Raw genomic sequence first — 20,955 nt, forward strand, 5'->3', positions numbered from 1 at the left:
TTTTCCACATGCACATTGGACTGAAGCTTTAACTTGTTCGTCTATGTCTTCATAGGGGTTTTATGACTTCTAAGAAGAATTTCCCTACGTAACTTAAAGCTTTATAACCTCTCGCTCTGTTGATCTTCTCCCTAGCCTTTTCGTCTTTTCGGGCAGTATTTGCTTAACTCCGCCGTCTGTTTTTGCCTCATTCTAGTGGTCTGCCATAAAAGGTGAGACTTTCAGCCCTTAATCCCAGTTTATTATTAATTGAAACTTTATTCTGGTTCGGGTGCGGAATTCAAAAAACTGGAAATATTGCACAAGACACAGTAAACGGGATCAACAGTAACGCATCACTACGACCAAATCTCCCAAGAAGTACACAATGCATACATGTGTGCAGGTATACACGATCGACCTACGATAAGGAAGAGTTTTAGACTACTCTTTTTAAGCCCTTATTGAGGTTAAACCTATCGCTATACGAAGTACTTAACCCGCATAAACCGCCACCGTGTATCCCGCTACGCTGTGAGGTGAGCACAATTATAACCGGCAGACGTGGGATTTTTAACCCTTTAAGTAAAAAACGAGGTAGCCTATGTCACAAGAACACTTCTATTACTATCTCGTCCCCATCCTTAAGCCCCAATTTCTCCCTTAAGAAGTAGGGTGAGATCACTTCAATTACACTTTTAGGGTGGGTTGTCCTAGCCGGGATTACGATAGCAGCAGGCGATACGGAGTTTACATTAGCCGGAAACGCTTTTACGCTGCCTAAAACTCTATTCGGTTCCTTATGTTCGGGGATTACTATACCCTTACTTGCGTCGAGGAGTATTCTGTTCTCCATCGAGTTCTTCTCATATATTACAGCGTTTAATGTCCCGGGGTAGGGCTCGAATCCGAGGAACTTCTTAAAGGACTCGGCGTAGTACGGTAGGGACAAGAAGAATCTGCCTTCACCGAGCCCTGAAGTGACCTTGGCTTTGATCTTTATGATTCTGCTTATCTTCAGGATCTCCTCTAAGTCTTTAACACAATGGCTGAAAGCCCTCTCTCCTTCTTCCGTAAGCCTTATTGTTTCCCCTTCCTTAGATATGACCCTCGTTATTATACCGTTGTCCTCTAATTCCTTCAGCTTCCTAGACACAGTCTGTTGTGATACACCTAGCGTCTTGGCTATGTCTTGTTGCGTTATGGTATTGTTTAAGGCTACCTTTAGGATCCTGATTACCTCACAAGAGATGTTAAGTTCTTTTCAACTCACACCCTCCGAACAATCTTGTTCAGCTTCCTTATATTCTCCGCTTATATCGTCTTCTACGTCTTTTGTAGACCAGTCCCACTTTTCACTCCACGCGTTCCCGATCTGTATGGGTCTGTCTAATTTGCTGAGTAGTACTATCCTGCTGGGCACGTGTTCGGACAAGAGTTTATATCCCGTGTAGTTTGACAAAATTTTTGCGAATTCTCTCACTTCGCTGTGTCTGGGCATCGCATCTTTAGTCAGCCTGTAAGTCGAGGGACCTACGTGCATGTAAGCTTTTACCTCTATGTAAGTGGGTTGGGATAACTCAATGAGCTTTGCGAACTCTCTTGCGTCTTCTTCACTCATATTGAAGCCCTTGATCATGGTCATCCTGATTACCGTGGGGGAGCTGAAGCTGGGTAGTATCTTTAAGGTCTCCATTACGAGATTCCAAGAGTTTGCTACTATGGGACGGTTTATTATTTTGTGTTTTTTCTCGTTAGGGGCTTGTAAGGATAAGAAGAGTTGTGTGGGCTCTTCTTCGAGGCTGGCCAAGACGTCGGGTCTCACACCGCTGGTGACAAGGAACGTCGTCATCCCCCTCTTATGATACTCACTGATAAGTTCTCCCAGCCTGTTGTAGAGTGTGGGTTCGCCGGTAAGGCTTATTGCTACGTGTTTGGGCATAGTTGCTTCTTTAGCCTTTTCTTTAGGTACTCCTTCTCTGCCAAAATAACCCGAGACTGCTCTCATATGTTCTTCAATACTCTTTTCGGCTATTATCTCCGGATCGTCTTCTATTGGTATCTTAGTCTCGTCCCATTCAAGCCCTATATCTTCTGGCTCGAGCCTCCAGCAGTGTACACACCTGAACCAGCACCAAGCTGCCGAAGGGGACATCTGTACGCATCTGTGACTTTCAATACCGTAGAACTTACCTTTATAACAGTACCTACCGCTTGTGAGGGCTTCGTGAGTCCAGTGGCACTTCTTGTAAACGGAGTGACTGCCCACTATGTGGTATTTCTCTTTCTCGAGTTCTTTCATGATTACGCTGAGCGTATCGATCCTGAAGGTGGGTTTACTTTCCATTAGACTCAAGTATGAGTGTGAGGTAAAAAACTTAAAGGTTAGCCGTAAGGTCGTGATAACCTAGAACCCTTTCTATGGACTTTGAGAGTGAAATGAGGTAGTAGTCAGATAGGTACTTGCCCATCATTTGTAAGCCCACCGGTAGGTTGTTATAAAAGCCTGCAGGTTGGGAGAGTGCCGGGATCCCTGCTAAGTTAGCTAACACCGTGTTTAAGTCCATGGCGTACATCCTCACTGGATCGTCTATGACTTCCCCTATTTTCGGTGGGAGGACGGGCATTGTGGGGGAGAGGATCACGTCGTATTTGCTTAGTATTAAGTCTATTTCGTCTTTTATTAACCTCCTGACCTTTAGTGCCCTTAAGTAGTACTGATCATAATAGCCCGCACTGAGAATGAAGCTACCCAAGAGTATCCTCCTTTTTACCTCGATCCCGAAGCCGTCACCGCGGTTTTTCGCAAAGGTCTCCTTCCAAGTTCCCTCGTAGTACTTACTGTAACCGTATCTCACACCGTCAAACCTGGCTAGGTTCGAACTGGCTTCCGACATGGCTATGATGTAGTATGTAGGAAGGGCGTAGTCGGAGTACTTTAATTCCACTTCCTCAATCGTAGCCCCTTCACTGGAGAGCTTGTTTATTGCTTTTTTGAACACTGACTGTACCTCTGGCTGGGAGGCGTCCAAGATGTTCTTGAGCAACGCGAACCTGGTCTTGCTTAGGTCTGCCTCGGTTTTAGGAGGAGATTGAGAGATGGTGGTAGCGTCCCTCCAGTCCTCTCCTGAGATCACTGAATAAAGAAGTTCTAAGTCTTCGGCGTTTTTAGCCATCGGACCTATCTGTTCGAGGCTGTTGGCGTAAGCTACTAAACCGTATCTACTCACGGTACCGTAGGAAGGTTTTAGACCGAAGACTGCGTTAAAAGCTGCAGGAGCCCTTATAGATCCACCCGTGTCACTACCCAGAGCTATGTCTACTACCCCGGAAGCTAAAGCCGCTCCGCTACCCCCTGAAGATCCTCCCGGAGTCCTTTCCAAATCCCACGGGTTGTGTGTGGGACCGAAGTAACTGGTCTCGGTTGTCGAGCCCATGGCGAACTCGTCCATGTTCGTCTTTCCTAAGATCACAGCACCTTCTTGCCTGAGTTTTTGAATTACCGTAGCGTCGAAAGGTGGAACGTAGTCTTCCAGCATCCTCGATGCACAAGTAGTCCTTATCCCCTTAGTGGAGATATTGTCCTTTACGGCTATTAACACGCCCTTTAACCTCCCTTGTTTTCTGTTAATTGCTTCCTTTACCTCTTTGAGTACTTCTTCTTTTTTCCTTAACGTTATAAACGCCCTGACTTTTCCTTCGACTCTTTCTATCCTTTCGTAAGTTTTATCTACATATTCTTCTGCTGTTTTCTCGTCTGGTGTGAACACTTTAATCACCGTATGTTCTGGGACCTACTATGTATCCATCTTCTTTTCTCTTTACGTTCTGTAGTGCTTCCTCTCTATTCAACGGCTCTATTGGCTCGTCTTTCCTGAGTTTGCCTGAGGAGAGCGGATGGAATAGGGGTTCTACATTTGTGAGATCTAATTGATTGATCTTGTTGAAGAACTCTAATATGTTCTGTAGGTCTCTTTTAATTTTTTCTTTTTCTTGACCTTTTATCTCTACTAGGGCTAGGGCTTGTAATTTTTCGAGGAGTTTATCGTCAATTTCCATCTTTTTTCACACTCTCGGTTAACCATTGTAAGTATTCAGGTAAGCCGGAATTAAAGTCGATCGCTATGACTTCAGGGACTTGGTACGTGTGAAGTTCTTTTACCCTTTTTATCACTTTTTCTTTAGCTTCCGCTGTGGTCTTGATAATGACTAGGATCTCATCGTCTTCTACTGTCTTCCCTTCCCATACGTAAAACGACTTTATGTAAGGAACTATGTTCACGCATGCAGCTAGCCTTTCGTCTACTAAGGTTTTAGCTATTTTTTTCGCGTTTTCCATTGTGTTTGTAGTAGAGAGTAGGAGAGAGTACACGAAGATAATTTAAGCATGGGGAGTTAAAAATAGTCCGTGAGGATTAAGGAGCTTCTTGAGTTAGCCCCTTGGAGGGGATTCGAGGAAGGCTTATTTTTGGGATTGAGCGAGGCTGAAGAGCTAGGGAAGGAGTTTTTGGGCTTTACTCTTTCCAACGGTCATGGGTTGGTTTTACATGTCAACCCTTACGAAGGGGAGGTAAAGGGTGTTTATTTGGTTTTACCGGAGAAGATCGAAGCTAATTACCTAAATTATTGTTGTGTGTTCAACACCAGGTTTGGTAATACCATTTTTATTTACGAGATAATTAATTTATCGGAATACATAAATAGTGTTAGATCTGAAAGTGTTATTTACGTTGAAGTGATCAAAGGTGAGCTTGAAGACTTTTTACATACAGCGTTGGTTAGATGAAGAGACTTTCAAGAAGTTGTTGACCTTCTCACGTTTCGTGGTCAGGGATCCCGAAAAGGGGTCGGTCTTCGTAATAGACCCGGAAAGGGCTAAGAAAAACAGGCTGAAGCTTGACGATATAAAGAGTTTACTTGAAGATATAGGCGTAGAAGTTGATGAGGGGGTGTTGAAGGAACTGGAGAAGGAGTTACCTAATTACGACGTCGAGTTCTACTTGAGGGGAGAAAAGGTAATAATAAAGCCTCACGTCTACTTGATGGACTTAGTTAAGGACTACTATGAGCAGGGTGTGTTGAAGTACAATAAAGGGGAAAAGGTCTTTGAGACGTACCCTTACTATTATAACTTCTTGAAGACGCGTTTTGAGGAGAACGGGCTTAAGGTAAAGGAGCTGGAGTTAAAGGTCAAAGACGTCAACATCAACTTCAGAGGGGAGCTGAGGGAGTACCAAAAGGAGGCACTTGGCGTCTGGTTGGAAAAGGGGAGCGGTGTGATTGCATTACCTACCGGTGCGGGAAAGACAGTAATCGGGATAGGGGCTATTGCTTACGTTAAAAAGTCAGCATTAGTTGTGACTTTCACTAAGGAGCAGATGATGCAGTGGAGGGATTCGATCCTTAGGTTTACTGACGTGGAAAAATCAATGGTAGGTCTGTATTATTCTGGGGAAAAGAACGTAAAACCGATCACGGTTACCACTTACCATACGGCTTATAGGCATATGGGGGAGTTGGCTGACAAGTTCGAAGTCCTCGTGATAGATGAGGCTCATCACTTACCCGCAGATAAGTTCAAGGTAATTGCCTTGAGTTCCTTTGCTTCTAGGAGGTTGGCTTTATCAGCGACCCCGGTTAGGGAAGACGGTAAGCACGAGGAGTTGTTTAAGCTGATGGGAGGGTTAATATACTTCAAGACCCCTCAGGAGTTGATACAGAAGGGCTTTCTTGCACCTTACGAAATTATTCAAGTTAAGGTTGAGCTAACTCCTCAAGAGAAGTTAGAATATAATAAGCTCTTGAACAAGTTCAGGAGCTTGGCTAAGGGTAGGAAAGTCTCACAATTACTCGAACTGGTAAAGAAAGGTGAGGAGGACGCTGTTGAGGCTATTAAGGTGTACAACGAGTTAAAAAAGTTGACTAACTTGGCTAAGAAAAAAGTGGAGAAGGTTAAGGAGATAGTGGAGAAGGAAAAGGGTAACAAGATCCTGATATTCACTCAGTATGTGGAGCAGGCTGAAGAGATCGCTAACTTACTCAAAGCTTTCCTCATAACGGGGAAGATGAGTAAGAGTGAGAGAGAAAGGGTTTTGTCAGTTTTTAAGGGTATAAAGAGCGGTGTTTTGGTACTGACTACTGTGGGAGACGAGGGGTTAGATATTCCAGATGCTAACGTGGGAATAATAGTGACGGGGACTGGTTCTAGGAGGCAGTTCATACAGAGGTTGGGAAGGTTGTTAAGACCTAGCAACGGGAAGAAAGCGAGGCTTTACGAATTAGTTACTAAGGGTACAGCTGAGGAGTACCAAGCCGTGAAGAGAAAGGAAATAATTTATGAAGACTCGTTATTTTCAGACGAGATGTAATAGTAGACAGAGTAGGCTAAAGGTTCTAAGTAGTTTTTCAGTTGTGTTGTAGTCACGGTGACTTGTCCCGCCTTAAGGAGGAGGATGGGTAGCTCGTTTATCCCGACAAGTACGATCCCGTCAAATCTTTCATCGTTTATTTTGAGTTTGACCTTGCCTAGGGCATGTTTAAGTGTTATCGCGGGTAAAAACCTGGGGCATTTTACCTCTATTTCCCCTTCTATTTCTTTTTTTCCTTCTAGAAATAATACCTTTTCTTTTCCTGTAACTGTGTACCCTTCTACCCAGTTCGGTGATTCTATTTCTTCTTTACAACTTGGCGAGATTATAGAGAGTGGAGGGAATTCAATTATGTAGCCCCTAATCTTTAGTAGTGCCGGGTGTACTAGTATAATGTCTCCTATTTCTATCTTGCTTTTCTCTCCTGGTCTGCAAATTTTATCGTTTTTATCCACGTAGGGCATTGTGTTATGTTAAGTTTAAAACTACGTGTTTATAAATAATTGTTCGATGAAAGGACTTGTAAGGTCTGAATTATGATGAGTAACTAGGCTGTTGAGTGATCAAGATGAGATGGCTGAAGAAGAGGGAGGTCGTAATTTATTATTTGCTCGAGAAGAAGTTCGGTGTTAATGAGTTTAACTTAGGCGAGGCTATTGATTACCTTTCTCCTTATTTTTCAAAGAAGGTAACAATTAACGCTATTCGTTATTTTTACAAGACTGGGATCCTTGTAAAAACCGGGGAGTTAAGGTATAGAGTTATCCCGTGGGAAGAGTACATGTTAGACGTATCTTTTAAGTACTTGAGAAGGAGGGCTACTCTTCGTCGTAGAATTCGATAGTGATCTTGACTTTAACTTCTTTGTTGCTAAGGGGAGGGATGTTTTGACCGAAATCGACTCCTACTACTACGGGATTTCCTAAAGAGTCTGTAAATTTCACTTCCGCCACATATTTTTTCGATGGTCCTTGGTTTAAAGATCTCATTAATTCCTCGTATATTCTGCTCAACGCCATTTGGAATGAGAGTGGACTGGACAAGTCTTCAGGTCTAAGCTGTATTGGTACAAAGCCTCCCATGATCTCTCCTATTTTTGCTTTGCCTTCAAATTCTACTTTATAAGATGGTTGTGAGGAACTCATAGTATTCTAAGGATATTATTTACGCCGTAATAATTAAAATTATGTCTAAGAAAAGCGCGGGATAAAAACGCTTTATTACCTTTATGCCTTCTTCCTAATAGCTATTTCTATTGTTGAAACTCTGGACTGCCTACCGTCTTGGCTTGTTACGGTCTGGCTACCGATCCTTATTTCCTTAACCTCTATTTTGTCTGGTAAGAATCTATTCCTAACTATTTCTACAGTGTCTACGGCTTTGCTGATTGCTCTGCCTCTTGCCTTTATTATTATTTCACTTACACCTTGGTTTAGTAGGGTTAGGGCTGCTAATACGTAGTTCATTACAGGTTTTTTACCTACTAATACTACATTACTTGGAGTTGCGGCGGTGCTCACATATATCACCCGAATCGCATTATCAGATACTTACTAAGGTAATAAAGTTATCTAAGAGAGTGAAGTGGATAAACTTAGTATTTAAGCTAGACGCCACGATATCACCTACTTCTACGTTTTATAAAATCATACTCTACAAATGCAACATTTAGCATGGTTAAGATTAGGTACTTATTCGGTTGCCCCAATTGTAATGGCCCGATTGAAGTTGACAGACTATTAAAGGGCTTACCTTGCGAGTCCTGTTTACCCGGATACGCGAAGGAATTAGACGTTAAGACGATCTACGACTTGCTAGTTAAGAATGGCACGTTGAAGAGCTATGCGGAACTATATTATAACTTGGAAATGTTAGAAGAGTTGTCTGAACTGTTCAGGAAAGTAGTAGGAAAAGACCCTTGGCCTTTGCAGAAGTATTGGTTGAGAAAATTGGTAAGGGGAGAGAGCTTTTCCCTTTCAGCCCCTACTGGGATAGGAAAGACCACGACTTTGATGGTTTACTCGGTTTATAGAGGGGAAACCACTCTATTCATAGTGCCTACAAACTCCCTTAAGGATCAGATTTGTCAGAGGTTAAAGGCTATCACTCCAGAGGTCTCCTGCGGTGATGCAGAGGAAGGAAAGATTAACGTAACTACCTTTTACTCAGTTAATAGAAACACTAAGACTTACGCTGAGATAAAGCCTAAGGTAGTCATCGTTGACGACGCTGATATGATATTGAAAAGCGGGAAGACTACCGAGAGGGTTGCCACTATTCTCCAAATACCTCCTGAAGTATTTGACAAGGCAGTGCAACTGGTAAAGCTGAAGAGGATAGTCTCAGCGAAAGAGGATAAAGAACTCATGGTGAAGGTCAGGGAGCTTGAGGCTGAGGTTTATTCTTGGAGACCCGCGTCACAGTTTGTAGTGTCTAGCGCAACTCTGAGACCGAAAGGGGCTAAGCAGTTAGCGTTGAGGACTTTAGCTGGGTTCGAGCCTTCTACTGTCCAGATATACAGTAGGAATATTGTAGACTCTTACTATAACTCGTTAGATATGGTAGGATTATTGGAAAAAATAAACGATAAAGGGGCTTTGATCTTAGTCTCTAAAGACTATGGTAGGAGTAAGGTTAAGAAAATAGTTGAAGAGCTTAACGGGAAGGGGTTTAGGGCTATTCAAGCTATATCGGGAAGAAAGTTCATGGACAAGTTCTCCTCGGGAGAGGTAGACTACTTAGTAGGATCGGCGAGTTATTACGGTGTTGCCGTAAGGGGTCTGGACGAGCCTAAGAGGCTGAAATACGTGATCTTTTACGGTGTTCCCAAGACTAAGTTGCCTCTAGAGGAATCTCTAAATAATCCATTCACTACCCTAAGGGTAGCAGAAGGGTTGTCTCTGGACGTGAGTTTACTCAGGAGGAAGTTACTAACATTATCACAGTCTGAAGTACAAGCCTTAAAGTTTGCCCTGAGGAACTCCGAGAGCCTGAACGGTAAATTGGAGGAATTACGCGTCTATTTGATGAAGTTGAAGGAGGAAGTGGTGGATTCACTCAAGGAGAGGAAGTTGCAAGTGTTGAAACTGGATAACTTCATAGTCAGGAGAGAGGGTAGGAAATATTTCATCTTGATCCCCGATGCGATTACATACATACAAGGTTCGGGAAGGGCGAGTAGGATCCTTAATAACGGTTTTACCTTGGGTCTAAGTGTGGTAATGGTGGACGATAGGGACCTCTTTGAGTTATTGATAAAGAGAGTAAGGAGTTACTCAGGGGAAGCTGTGTTTAAGAGTATTGAGGAACTGGACTTAGACGACTTAAAGAAGGAGATAAGAGAGAGTAGGGAGGGAAAGTCTAGAAGCCTTAACCTAAAGACCGCGTTAATCGTAGTTGAGTCGCCGACTAAAGCAAAAACCATCTCCAGAATTTTCAGTAGAGGTGTAAGGAGGGAACTTTACGGAGTTCCAGTTTACGAGACTATAATTATAGACGGTAATAATGTAATAGTATCCAATGTTGTAGCATCTAAAGGACATGTAACCGATTTGACTACTGAGAGTATAGGATACCATGGAGTTGAACTGGAAGACGGGATAAGGGTAAACTATTCTCCTATATACAAGTGTTACAATTGCCAGAAGACTGTCACAAGAAGGGCAGATACGTGCCCGTATTGCGGTTCCTCATTACTGTTTTCTTCAGAAAGGATCATTAACGCAATTAGGTTATTGAGCTCTGACGTGGATGAAGTTTATATTGCTACAGACCCCGACCAAGAAGGGGAGAAGATAGCCTTTGACTTATACGCCTTGATCAGTCCGTACAACAAGAATGTGTATAGGGTATCGTACCATGAGATAACTAAGAGTGCCATTCTGGAAGCAATAAGGAATAAGTCAGGGTTTAATTATAACGCCGTTGATTCACAAATAGCAAGGAGGATTGAGGACAGATGGATAGGGTTTGAGTTGAGCAGTGTATTAAAGTCTGTAATCGGAGATCAGAACAACGGGAGCGGTAGGGTTCAGGGACCAGTCTTAGGGTGGATCGTCCAGAGGACTGAGGAGTATAAGAGAAACATGGGTTGGGTAGTGTACGTAAAGATCGGTAACTATAGCGTTAAGAGAATATTCAAGAGTAAAGCTGAAGCTGATGAATTCGTTAAGAGTTTAAACGTTAAAGTCTACAAACTAGGGGAGCGAGTGGAAGAGGTAACGCCTTTACCGCCGTACACTACTGATTCCCTCCTCATAGACGCTTATAATAGGCTTGGGTTAAGTGCCCCTGTCACTATGAGGATCGCTCAGGAATTGTTCGAAAGTGGTTTGATCACTTACCACAGGACGGATAGTAGTCACATCTCACCTTTAGGTATCGGTATTGCTAAGGAGTACTTAAGTAAGGTGAAATTGGAAAGTGAGTTCCAAGGAAGGAGTTGGGGAGAGAGCGGTACACATGAGGGTATCAGACCTACAAACCCCATGGATTTAAACGATTTGCAGAGGGATATTGAGGAAAACCCGTTTAAGTATTACGTAAAGTTTACTTGGGCTCACTTTAAGGTTTATGACCTGATCTTCAGGAGGTTTATTGCGAGTCAAATGAAAAGTACTAGGGTAACTTATGCAAAGGTCAAGATAGTGTTGAAGGAAGGGGTTGAGGAATTGGTAGAGGTACCGATAAAGGTCGAAGGTGGTTTCTCTCAAATTTATCCTTTAAGGGTCTTTGTGCTGGACGAGAGTAAAGTAGTGAGTGAGATCAAGAAGGGTTCATCGGTAACTCTGTTGGGATATGCAGATGTGATAAAGATCATGAAGGAGAAGAACATAGGTAGACCGAGTACTTACGCAAAGACCGTATCTTCTCTAGTTAGACACGGTTATGTTGTAGAGACTAAAAAGAGGTATTTTCTGTTAGCTTCTAAAAGAGGTATGAAGGCTTATGAGGTGTTAAGTAATAACTTTTCGGACTTCGTAAGCGAAAACAGAACTAGATTGTTGTTGGATACAATAGACAAGATCTCTAAGGGGTCGTTAAAGCTTGACGTGTTTGTTAGGGACTTGTTCGCTGAGGTCAGCAGTGCTGTAAGACCCTTAATAAACTCTTCTGAGCTTGAGGAGAAGGTATGACACCCTCCTCTTGTCTTTTACCTCGCTTCCTATGTCTACTTTCTCGAGTTTTACTCCCTCTTTAAGTCTGTCCACGAGTTGGTTGTATATGTCAACTACTTTGTTTATCTCAAAGCCGTTCCCTTTTATTTCCACTTCTTGGGAGCCTTGGTTAAAGAGGCTTATTATATCTAACACATAGTCTTCTACACTTTTTGTCCTTCCAACCACAATTTCGTTTGACTTTTTCTCACTCATCTAGGATCGGATAGTTGATAACGTTTGAAAAAATAAATCTGTGCTTTGAAACTTACGTGCTTTATCAGTAACACGGGCCAGAATCACCGTTCTTTATCGAAGGGCTTCATCATCCGAACTTTAGGTTCTGAATATAACTTATGGCGTTCAAAACTAAAAATCTGGCTATGCTCTTTTTAACAAAATAGTACTTAGGAGATATCGAAGCTACTAGAGAATCGTTCGGGTCTTTTAATTTCAGTTCTAATATTTCGTCATACGGTATCCTTTTTAGGAACTCCTCTGGGTTTTTGACAAGATCCTTTACCCTGAATACTGATTCAGTAGCTCCTTCTGACTGGTATGCCCTCATTACCATCACATAGGACTCGTCGAGGTTAATGGGGTTGAAGGAATTATAGTAATCATCGGATTCGGCTATCTCCTTTAAGTCCTCTAATAACGCCCATCTAGTCTCATGGGTGTCCACGTCTATGAAGTTGCAAGTCCTGTACTTAGAACTGGGCTTCCTCATCTTCTTCAGCCTTAATTCTAATGTCTTCTTCGATATTCCTAACATATCTGACAGTTCCTCTACAGTGTAGGCTCCGCCTTTGAGGGCTTGGTAAATACGGATTGAGATGTCAGAGATCCACGGTTTTATAGGAGAGTGGCTCAGTACGGCTTTACCTAACGGGGAGAACCCGTTGATGTTTATGATCCTTATTTTTCCTTCCTTGATCATCTTTACGTATTTTATAGTTCCCTTAATGCTGAAGTATTTGTTAACGGTCTGTTTTAGGGCTTCTTCTAATATTATCTTATCTTTGCTGCTTACTTTATTTATCTTACCGAAACTGTATTGTATTTCCTTAAGTGTGGCAAAGAAGAGAGGAGATCTTTTTACGGATTTTATAAGCAGGGATTTTAGCTGCTTTTCGTCTAGGTTTATGAGGTCTTGTAACAGATCCTTGTCTACTCCCTTTATTGAAAAGCCGTAAATTGAAGACCTTGCAGAGACATTAAGTGAGTACTTTTTAGTGGCTAAATACAATAGGGCGTGAGATAGTGTATTTGCTATCTTCTCGTTAATAAGGGTTGCATAAACAATCTCATCGTTTTCGTTTTCTATGTAGATCGTCCTTGTATTGGGCAGAGGCAGTTGATGAATACGATAGAATTCCACTAATTTATTCAAAGCGTTCTTCGACTCTTCATCTATAAGACTATCCTCACCGTATAAGTAGTCGTCGATATTGTGTAAGACTTTCTCGATTTGCTTTGTTATTAGACTGGACTTTGATATGTTTTCTCCTTTCCATATTGGGATTTCTCCGTTACCACTTGTAGCAGGGGCTACGTTAATTTGCATTTTATTGATGTCTATATTTACAATCCTCCACAGTTTTCCACTTATCCTAATAATGTCGTTATTTCTCAAGTGTTTGTAGACGTATACCGCGTCTATTTCGCCGATTGTTTTGTTTTCGTAACGTAAGTTGAAGGTTTCGTCGGTACTTATAAAGGAGAAGAATTCGGAAAAGTCCTTCATCCACGTTATTTTGTTGTCTTTATCAAACCTCCAGATCTTGAAGAAGGTTTTGCCGATTTTCACCTTATCGTTCTCCTTCTTTAACAATCCGTTTTGTATCATGTACTCTACTAGCGATAAGAACTTATCGAATTTAAGTCCTTTATAATAGGAGGATTTTGTTATTAGGTTATAGAGTTTTTCAACATCTATTTCGCCGTATTGAAGGGTTATACCTATTATTTCCCTTGCCACGACGTCCATGTAAGGCATGGATTTTGGCGGTTCTACTATCCCCGCTTTAGCGAGCTCATATAAGGATATTGCTTCTAAGATGTCGTAATCGTATAGGCATACGATTTCACCTTTAGAGACTCTGTTTATAGTGTGCCCGCTTCTTCCGAGCCTCTGGAGGAATGAAGAAACTGTGGGAGGTGGTCTATACATTATTACTTTCTTAATGTCTCCTATATGTATTCCAAGTTCTAGTGTTCTTGTACAAATAACAACGTCAGCCTTTCCTTCCCTGAGGTTGTTCTCTACCCTTATTTTCTCTTCTTTAGATATTGAGGAGTGATGGATAAAGATATTTTTCAGTTTACTCCTTTCTAGTTCTTCATACAATCTCTCTGTACTAAATCTTGAATTAGTGAAAAGTAATGTAGGTCTTTCTACCAGTTGGTTTACCAGTTTCGCGGTAGAGCCCCAAAGGTCTTCTCCTTCTTTTTGATTTACTTTTAGTATTTTTACTTCAAAGTCTCTCGCTCCTTCGACTTTTACTATTTTACTTTCCCTATTTGAAGAACCAAAAATGAGATTGGCTACCTTCTGTTCGTTACCTATTGTAGCGGAAAGACCTATTCTCTGGAAATCGTAATTTGTAAAGTTCTTTAATCTTTCAAGTAATACAGATAATTGTGCCCCTCTTTTAGAGTTTACTAACTCGTGAACTTCATCAATTATTATCCACTTTATATTTCTGTAATTTTCTCTGAATTTACTCGCCCAGTCTAAATCGATTTCCAACCCTTCAGGGGTTGTGACGAGTATGTGGGGTACTTTCTTCAGCCTCAGGCTTTTTTCCTTTTGGGGTACTTCACCGTGTTTTCTGCTTACCGAAAAACCGAGTTTTGAAGTCCACCATTCGATTCTCAAAGTTATATCGTTTATGAGGGCTTTTAGCGGTGTTATGTACAGTACGGCTACGGGCTTGGTCTCGTTACGTAGCATTATGTTAAATATAGGTAACAAAGCGGCCTCGGTCTTACCGTAACCAGTAGGGGCTACAACAAGTACGTTTTTACCCTCGATAATTGGGGTAAAGGTCTCCTTCTGAACGGTAGTGAGGTCGTCCCATCCTTTTTCCTTAATGAGCGACTGCAGTTTACAGTGTAATTTATGCACTAATAATCACCGTTATTTTAATGCACAATACACCGCTATTTTTAAAAATTTAAATTCTCCGTTTGTTGTATGAAAGCAAAATTAGAGTGTATTGTATGCGGGAGAAAATTCCCTGAAGGCCAAGGGATTAAATTAACAATGAAGGGAGAGGATTACTATTTTCACAGCAAGGCTTGTGCTTATACGTTTCTAAAGGAAGCGGTTTATAATGTTGATGTGGACGAGATTTCAGGGATTTTTAAAGAGTTAAGAAAGAAGTACGAGGAAATTAACGAAAAAAAGAGGCAAGCTGCAAAGAAAGTTATATGAATCCGTTACTCAGCCCTCATCATGTTTATTTCAGTGTCCGCTATACTCTTCACAATTTAAATCAGCTTTATTAAAGTTTAAAATAATTTTCATATCGGAATGCCGGGCATTCAACCCAAGAGGGTTAACACTTACGAGTGGAGGATTGAAAAGGGAACCCAAGAGTGTATGAAAGTACCCGTAACAGTGTTTGCTGACGATGTGTTAATTGAGAAAATGAAACAGGACTTAACGTTGAAACAAGCGATGAACGTTGCATGTTTACCCGGAGTACAAGAATCCGTTTACGTATTACCGGACGGACATCAGGGTTATGGATTCCCGATAGGTGGAATCGCTGCTACAGCTATAGACGAAGGAGGAGTTGTTTCACCGGGCGGAATAGGTTACGATATTAATTGCGGAGTCAGATTATTAAGGACAAACTTAGACTATAAAGACGTAAAGGACAAGCTCAAGGATTTGGTCGAGGAAATCTACAGAAATGTGCCTAGCGGAGTCGGAAGTGAAGGAAAGGTTAAGTTAACTTTACAACAGTTAGACAACGTATTGGCTGAAGGCGTTAGGTGGGCTGTAGATAACGGTTACGGTTGGGACAGAGATATGGAACACATAGAGCAACATGGTAGTTGGGATTTAGCTGATCCGTCGAAGGTAAGCCCTATTGCTAAGCAGAGGGGTCACACTCAGTTAGGTACTTTGGGAGCTGGAAATCACTTCTTGGAGATACAAGTAGTAGACAAGATATACGACCCAGAAGTAGCGAAAGCGATAGGAATTACCCATGAAGGACAAGTAACAGTGATGGTTCACACGGGATCTAGAGGATTAGGACATCAAGTAGCAAGCGACTACTTGCAGGTTATGGAGAGGGCTATGAAGAAGTATAACATTCAAGTCCCAGATAGAGAACTTGCAGCTATACCTTTCAACACTAGAGAAGCTCAGGACTATTTCCATGCTATGGTCTCAGCGGCGAACTTTGCGTGGACTAACAGACAAATGATAGCCCACTGGGTTAGGGAGAGCTTCGGGAGGGTTTTCAAAGTAGATCCGGAGAAATTGGACTTAAACATAATTTACGACGTAGCACATAACATAGCTAAAATTGAGGAATACGATATTGAAGGAAAAAGGAAGAAAGTATTAGTCCACAGAAAAGGAGCTACTAGGGCTTTTCCTCCGGGGAGTCATGAGATTCCCCCTGACCACAGAAGTACAGGCCAGATTGTCCTGATCCCCGGAAGCATGGGTACGGCCAGCTATGTCATGGCTGGTATACCTGAGGGAAGAAGGACTTGGTTTACGGCTCCTCATGGTGCTGGACGTTGGATGTCGAGAGAAGCAGCGGTGAGAAGCTACCCGGTTAATAACGTAGTACAAAACTTAGAGCAAAAGGGAATTGTAATAAGGGCAGCTACGAAGAGAGTAGTTGCTGAGGAGGCTCCCGGTGCTTATAAGGATGTAGACAGAGTGGCAAAAGTTGCACATGAGGTTAAGATAGCTAAGTTGGTTGCTAGATTAAGACCAATAGGTGTGACCAAGGGATGAAAAGAGCAGATTTACTTAAGGAACCTATAGAGGATATAACACTAGAGGATCTTAGAGGAGTAGAAAAGATTTTACCAGTATTGGATAAAATATATGGTTTTTCGGCGGAAGCCATAGTAAGGGGGTCTAGGATCTTAAAAGACATGATGAAAGATGCGGACCTCCGTTTTCTTTCCTTTACCGCTAATTTAGTCTCAACTGGACTAAGAGGACTCTTTGCTGATCTCATAAGGAAAGGGTATTTTAACGTTGTAATAACTACTGGAGGGACTATTGATCACGATATAGCCAGAGGCAACGGCGGTAAATACTACAAGGGATTGTTCGAATATGATGACACAATGTTACGGGAGTTAGAAATACATAGGCTTGGAAACGTGCTAGTCCCGTTTGAAAGTTACGGTAAGGTAATCGAGGAAGTAGTCAGGAAAAATATTGAAGAACTGGTAAGGATAAAGAAAGAGTGGCCTGTTTATGAATTATTATGGGAGTTTGGTAAGAGGATAGACGATAAGAACTCTATATTAAGAGCAGCTTATGAAAAGAAAGTACCGATTATAGTACCCGGTGTAGTTGACGGATCCTTCGGAACGAATCTCTTTATATTTTCCCAATTTAACGGGCTGAGGATTAACTTATTTGAAGATATGAAGATGGTCAAAGACCTTATTTTTTCGTGCAAGAAGTCAGGAGCCTTAATAATTGGTGGAGGGATCAGTAAACACCATACCATCTGGTGGAATCAGTTTAAAGACGGTCTCGATTACACTGTTTACGTAACTACAGCTCAGGAATATGATGGGAGTCTTAGCGGAGCTAAACCCAGGGAAGCAATATCTTGGAATAAGATTAAGCCGGTTAGTGAAAACGTAGTTATATACGGAGACGCTACTGTAATTCTTCCGATCTTGTCAGCATCCTTATTAATGTAATCATACTATAATTAAAAATACAGTTTATACCGCGTGGTGCTCATGTCTTCCGAGAAATATACAAGTATTTCACCTGCAGAGTTCTTCAAGAGAAATCCAGAGTTAGCTGGATTCAGCAACCCAGCCCGTGCCTTATATCAAACTATAAGAGAGTTGGTAGAAAATGCGTTAGATGCCACTGACGTCCATGGTATTTTGCCTTCAATCAAAATTTTGATAGACTTAGTAAATCCGGATAAGCAGGTCTACAAGGTAAACGTAGAGGACAACGGTATAGGTATACCTCCTCATGTTGTACCTAATGCTTTCGGCAGAGTACTTTACAGTTCGAAGTACGTTTTAAGACAGACCAGAGGAATGTACGGGCTGGGTGTCAAGGCGGCTGTACTCTACAGCCAGATGTATCAGGATAAACCAGTTGAGGTTTATACTTCTCCTTTAAATTCAAAAAGGATTTACTACTTTAAACTGAAGATAGACGTAACTAAAAACGAACCAGTAGTACTTGAAAAATATTCAGTTTCCAACGATAAGGGGTGGCACGGAACCTCTGTGACGTTATACTTGGTTGCAGATTGGCAGAGGGCTAAGTCGAGAGTATATGAATACATTAAGAAAACTTATGTTGTAGCACCCTATGCAGAGATTACGTTTAGAGACCCTGATGGTAATGTAGTGTATTATCAAAGGCTAACCGAGAAATTACCTAAACCACCAGAGGAAGTGAAACCACACCCCTACGGTGTAGATATAGAGTTGATTAAATACCTTATAAATAAGTTGAATAAGCCAGTACCGGTTAGGGATTTCCTGATTAATGAGTTCCAGAGCATCGGTGATGTAACTGCTGATAAGATTCTAGAGTTAGTAAATATAAACAAGAACAAGAAGGTCACTGACCTCACTGACGAAGAGATCTCTAGGCTAGTAGAAGTGATGAAGAAGTTTGAGGACTTCAGACCGCCTTCAGCAGAAGCGCTTTCAGTAATAGGTTCTGACATAATTGAATTAAGCCTTAAGAAGATCTTTAACCCTGAGTTTGTAGCTGCTATAACTAGGAAACCGAAAGCATATCAAGGGCATCCGTTTATTGTTGAGGCTGGAATTGCTTATGGCGGAGCAATACCGCCATCTCCTGAACCCGTAGTGTTAAGGTATGCGAATAAGATCCCTTTAATATATGACGAGAAGTCTGACGTGATCTGGAAGGTAGTAAGTGAGGAGATGGACTGGAAAAGGTACGGTATAGAGGAAGAACAGCCACCTTTAGTTGTCATGGTTCACTTGTGTAGTACTAAAGTCCCGTATAAGAGTGCTGGCAAGGAAAGTATTGCAGACGTCGAGGAAATTGAAAAGGAGATTAAGCTTGCATTAATGGATGTCGCGAGACAGTTAAAGGCTTATATTAGTGAAAAGAAAAAGGAGGAAGAGGCTAAAAAGAAGCTTATTACATACCTTAAATATATTCCTGAAGTGAGCAGGAGCCTGGCGATATTTGTTGCAGGAGAGAAGGAAAAAGTCCCAGAGGTTCAGAATTCAATTAGAGAACAGTTGCTCAATCTCGTGCTAAAGAAACTTGAAATTGAGGATAAACAATTAGTAGAGGAAATTAAAAACTATAAGGTTGAGGAGTTATGACAGAACTTACTTCAAAGGTCGACCGCGAGGCTAGGAAGAAGGCTTCTAAAATTTTACGAGACACTTTTCTTAAAGTGATAGAACAAATTAATAAGAGAGAACCACCCGTAATGGAAATCCCCAAGAGGACTTTGTCTAACACTATATACGACGAGAAAAGAGGTTTGTTGATCTTAGGAAAGGAAAAGTTAAGGAGAAACTTCCTAGACCTTAATGAGGCAAAGCGATTTATGCAAACTACTCTGATGGCGAGTATTATATACGATGCGTTAGTCAACGATGAGTATCCGACAATACGTGATCTGTACTATAGAGGTAAGCACTCTATAATACTTAAAGGAACTAACAAAACTTATGAGGAGAACACTTGGGATGAACAAAAAGAGTCTGACAGTGTGATCGTAGATATAGAAGTCTTCACCAATCTCTTGAGGGAGGACATGTTAATTCTAAGCAAAGAGAAGGGAAAAGTGGTAGGGGATATGCAGATTAGAAGTGGTAACGACGTTATAGACTTGAGTAAGATGGGTCACGGTGCATATGCGATAGAACCTACTCCTGATTTAATTGACTTCGTGAACGTGAACGCTGAGTTCGTTTTAGTCGTGGAGAAGGACGCTGTATTTCAGCAACTTCACAGAGCTGGTTTTTGGAGGCAGTATAAGGCTATTTTGATAACTAGTGCCGGTCAGCCTGATAGAGCTACTAGGAGGTTCGTGAGGAGGTTAAATGAGGAACTCAAACTCCCCGTTTATATTTTAACTGATGCAGACCCCTACGGATGGTATATCTATAGTGTATTCAGGATAGGTTCGATCCAACTATCCTATGAAAGCGAGAGGTTAGCTACCCCTAATGCTAAGTTTTTGGGAGTCTCGATGACGGATATTTTCGGAGACAAGAATAAGAAGCCCTACCTTTCAGAGCAGGAGAGGAGGAATTATATCATCAAGGCTAAGGAAGCGGACGTAAAGAGGGCTCTTGAAATAAAGAACTACGATTGGTTTAAGACGAAAGGGTGGCAACACGAGATAGAGATCTTCTTGGATAAGAAATCTAAGTTGGAGATCGAGGCTATGGCTAGTAAGGGATTAAAATTCTTAGCATTCCAGTATATTCCAGAAAAGATTAAGAGCGGAGATTTCGTAAGTTAGAAGTCAGCCGAGACAGGTTATATCACCGGTCAACTTTATTGGGCTCTTCATCCCTTATTCAATGTATTCCAAGATGTCATTAAAAGTGTTTCTTCTACATACTTTACAATATTGGTAGATCGCCGGTTGTTTGCTTATGTCGAAACTGATGTTTATTACCCATTCTGTCTTACAGTTTCTGCACCTTACTTTCCACGGCATACCCTTATATATGATCGAAGGTAAAAATAAGTTGCTGTGAAGAGGTTAGACTGGCTGAAATATGATGAAGGGCCAAAGCTCGGAGCTTAAATCTTCTAAACTTCGTGACAAGAGTGTGGACAACAATTTCATTCATTTGAAATATTTACATCTATTATCACCCCCTTATCTAACAAGTATGTTGGGGTGTAAAGGATGTTATATATTAGGAAGAATGTTGATAACCACCTAGTTATTGTGAACTTGTTACTATTCCAAGGGAAGTGGAAGTCCATTGATGCAAGTGTTTTAGGCTTCTGAACCCTTGTTCTGCGTAATCCCTCTCGTTGAACGTTACCTTCTCGTGTTCTACGTTTAACCATGTGAAGGCGTTGTATGCTGTTGCCCCATCGTGTAAGTAAATTACCTTATCAATCCTTCTCCTAAACACCCTCATTGCTATTTCCTCAGCCCTACTCATGTTCGCAAGAACTACCAAGACATGTACTCCACTCCTAACGCTAGTAACCATGAAGAAGGGTATTCCCTTAGTTTTCA

At 41.6% G+C, this 20,955-nt stretch carries 20 protein-coding genes and 1 pseudogene; 9 read left to right on the plus strand and 12 right to left on the minus strand.

Translation table 11 applies throughout. The features are described from left to right. Window positions 1-586 precede the first annotated feature (586 nt). The 5 genes from WIW89_RS01210 to cutA are packed head-to-tail and all read right to left on the minus strand — an operon-like array spanning window position 587 to window position 4,351. Window positions 587-1,183, minus strand: a complete 597-nt coding sequence (locus WIW89_RS01210; protein ID WP_443296279.1) for a DUF120 domain-containing protein — start codon at window positions 1,181-1,183, stop codon at window positions 587-589. Between the two features lie 60 nt (window positions 1,184-1,243). After that, window positions 1,244-2,326: a 4-demethylwyosine synthase TYW1 gene (gene twy1 / locus WIW89_RS01215; RefSeq protein WP_337701146.1), complete on the minus strand. Its 1,083-nt coding sequence runs from the start codon at window positions 2,324-2,326 to the stop codon at window positions 1,244-1,246. Between the two features lie 31 nt (window positions 2,327-2,357). Continuing rightward, entirely contained in the window at window positions 2,358-3,758 is a 1,401-nt protein-coding gene (gene gatA / locus WIW89_RS01220) for an Asp-tRNA(Asn)/Glu-tRNA(Gln) amidotransferase subunit GatA (protein ID WP_443294798.1), read from the minus strand. Continuing rightward, window positions 3,751-4,038, minus strand: coding sequence for an Asp-tRNA(Asn) amidotransferase subunit GatC (gatC, locus tag WIW89_RS01225; RefSeq protein WP_337719461.1), 288 nt, complete (start codon window positions 4,036-4,038; stop codon window positions 3,751-3,753). The genes gatA and gatC overlap by 8 nt, the downstream gene beginning before the upstream one ends. After that, complete coding sequence (cutA, locus tag WIW89_RS01230; RefSeq protein WP_337701140.1) at window positions 4,028-4,351, minus strand: divalent-cation tolerance protein CutA; 324 nt, start codon at window positions 4,349-4,351, stop codon at window positions 4,028-4,030. The genes gatC and cutA overlap by 11 nt, the downstream gene beginning before the upstream one ends. 36 nt (window positions 4,352-4,387) lie before the next feature. On the opposite strand from cutA, the gene WIW89_RS01235 reads away from it, so the two are divergent. Then, window positions 4,388-4,765, plus strand: a complete 378-nt coding sequence (locus tag WIW89_RS01235; protein ID WP_337701139.1) for a hypothetical protein — start codon at window positions 4,388-4,390, stop codon at window positions 4,763-4,765. Continuing rightward, complete coding sequence (locus WIW89_RS01240; protein WP_337719462.1) at window positions 4,725-6,347, plus strand: DEAD/DEAH box helicase; 1,623 nt, start codon at window positions 4,725-4,727, stop codon at window positions 6,345-6,347. Before WIW89_RS01235 ends, WIW89_RS01240 begins: the two co-directional genes overlap by 41 nt. Here WIW89_RS01240 and WIW89_RS01245 read toward each other — a convergent pair. After that, window positions 6,314-6,802, minus strand: coding sequence for a hypothetical protein (locus WIW89_RS01245; protein WP_337719463.1), 489 nt, complete (start codon window positions 6,800-6,802; stop codon window positions 6,314-6,316). The two genes, WIW89_RS01240 and WIW89_RS01245, sit on opposite strands and share 34 nt — an antisense overlap. Window positions 6,803-6,915: 113 nt before the next feature. Between WIW89_RS01245 and WIW89_RS01250 the strand changes: the two genes are divergently transcribed. Next, the gene (locus WIW89_RS01250) at window positions 6,916-7,191 is read left to right on the plus strand and encodes a hypothetical protein (protein WP_337719464.1); all 276 of its coding nucleotides are present in this window, start codon (window positions 6,916-6,918) and stop codon (window positions 7,189-7,191) included. On the opposite strand, the gene WIW89_RS01255 is transcribed toward WIW89_RS01250, so the two are convergent. Both WIW89_RS01255 and albA read right to left on the minus strand, forming a co-directional pair. After that, complete coding sequence (locus WIW89_RS01255; RefSeq protein ID WP_337701131.1) at window positions 7,166-7,492, minus strand: hypothetical protein; 327 nt, start codon at window positions 7,490-7,492, stop codon at window positions 7,166-7,168. The genes WIW89_RS01250 and WIW89_RS01255 overlap by 26 nt on opposite strands. A gap of 81 nt (window positions 7,493-7,573) precedes the next feature. Further along, window positions 7,574-7,867 carry a DNA-binding protein Alba gene (gene albA / locus WIW89_RS01260; RefSeq protein WP_156005863.1) on the minus strand — a complete coding sequence of 98 codons (294 nt, stop codon included), beginning with the start codon at window positions 7,865-7,867 and terminating at the stop codon, window positions 7,574-7,576. 153 nt (window positions 7,868-8,020) lie between these two features. Here albA and rgy point away from each other — a divergent pair, with 153 nt between their 5' ends. Further along, complete coding sequence (rgy, locus tag WIW89_RS01265; RefSeq protein ID WP_337719465.1) at window positions 8,021-11,482, plus strand: reverse gyrase; 3,462 nt, start codon at window positions 8,021-8,023, stop codon at window positions 11,480-11,482. On the opposite strand, the gene WIW89_RS01270 is transcribed toward rgy, so the two are convergent. Together WIW89_RS01270 and WIW89_RS01275 are read right to left on the minus strand one after the other, a co-directional pair. After that, entirely contained in the window at window positions 11,447-11,719 is a 273-nt protein-coding gene (locus WIW89_RS01270) for a DNA-binding protein (protein ID WP_156005867.1), read from the minus strand. The two genes, rgy and WIW89_RS01270, sit on opposite strands and share 36 nt — an antisense overlap. Window positions 11,720-11,828: 109 nt before the next feature. Further along, complete coding sequence (locus WIW89_RS01275) at window positions 11,829-14,633, minus strand: DEAD/DEAH box helicase (protein WP_337719466.1); 2,805 nt, start codon at window positions 14,631-14,633, stop codon at window positions 11,829-11,831. Between the two features lie 69 nt (window positions 14,634-14,702). Between WIW89_RS01275 and WIW89_RS01280 the strand changes: the two genes are divergently transcribed. The 5 genes from WIW89_RS01280 to WIW89_RS01300 all read left to right on the plus strand — a co-directional run bounded on the left by WIW89_RS01280 (window position 14,703) and on the right by WIW89_RS01300 (window position 20,217). Continuing rightward, window positions 14,703-14,942 carry a hypothetical protein gene (locus WIW89_RS01280; RefSeq protein WP_337719467.1) on the plus strand — a complete coding sequence of 80 codons (240 nt, stop codon included), beginning with the start codon at window positions 14,703-14,705 and terminating at the stop codon, window positions 14,940-14,942. Window positions 14,943-15,041: 99 nt separating this feature from the next. Beyond that, entirely contained in the window at window positions 15,042-16,493 is a 1,452-nt protein-coding gene (locus tag WIW89_RS01285) for an RtcB family protein (protein ID WP_337719468.1), read from the plus strand. Further along, window positions 16,490-17,425: a deoxyhypusine synthase gene (locus tag WIW89_RS01290; protein WP_337701121.1), complete on the plus strand. Its 936-nt coding sequence runs from the start codon at window positions 16,490-16,492 to the stop codon at window positions 17,423-17,425. The genes WIW89_RS01285 and WIW89_RS01290 overlap by 4 nt, the downstream gene beginning before the upstream one ends. Before the next feature lie 42 nt (window positions 17,426-17,467). After that, a complete protein-coding gene (locus WIW89_RS01295) occupies window positions 17,468-19,063 on the plus strand; it encodes a DNA topoisomerase VI subunit B (RefSeq protein WP_337719469.1) in 1,596 nt (531 codons plus the stop codon). Further along, window positions 19,060-20,217, plus strand: a complete 1,158-nt coding sequence (locus tag WIW89_RS01300; RefSeq protein ID WP_337701116.1) for a DNA topoisomerase IV subunit A — start codon at window positions 19,060-19,062, stop codon at window positions 20,215-20,217. The genes WIW89_RS01295 and WIW89_RS01300 overlap by 4 nt, the downstream gene beginning before the upstream one ends. A 54-nt stretch (window positions 20,218-20,271) precedes the next feature. Here WIW89_RS01300 and WIW89_RS01305 read toward each other — a convergent pair whose 3' ends face one another. Both WIW89_RS01305 and WIW89_RS01310 read right to left on the minus strand, forming a co-directional pair. Further along, a complete protein-coding gene (locus WIW89_RS01305) occupies window positions 20,272-20,418 on the minus strand; it encodes a hypothetical protein (RefSeq protein WP_337719470.1) in 147 nt (48 codons plus the stop codon). 128 nt (window positions 20,419-20,546) lie between these two features. After that, window positions 20,547-20,955: pseudogene (locus WIW89_RS01310) on the minus strand (IS6 family transposase); the annotation flags it as partial.

It is taken from the genome of Stygiolobus sp. CP850M (assembly GCF_037389425.1).
Classification (GTDB): domain Archaea; phylum Thermoproteota; class Thermoprotei_A; order Sulfolobales; family Sulfolobaceae; genus Stygiolobus.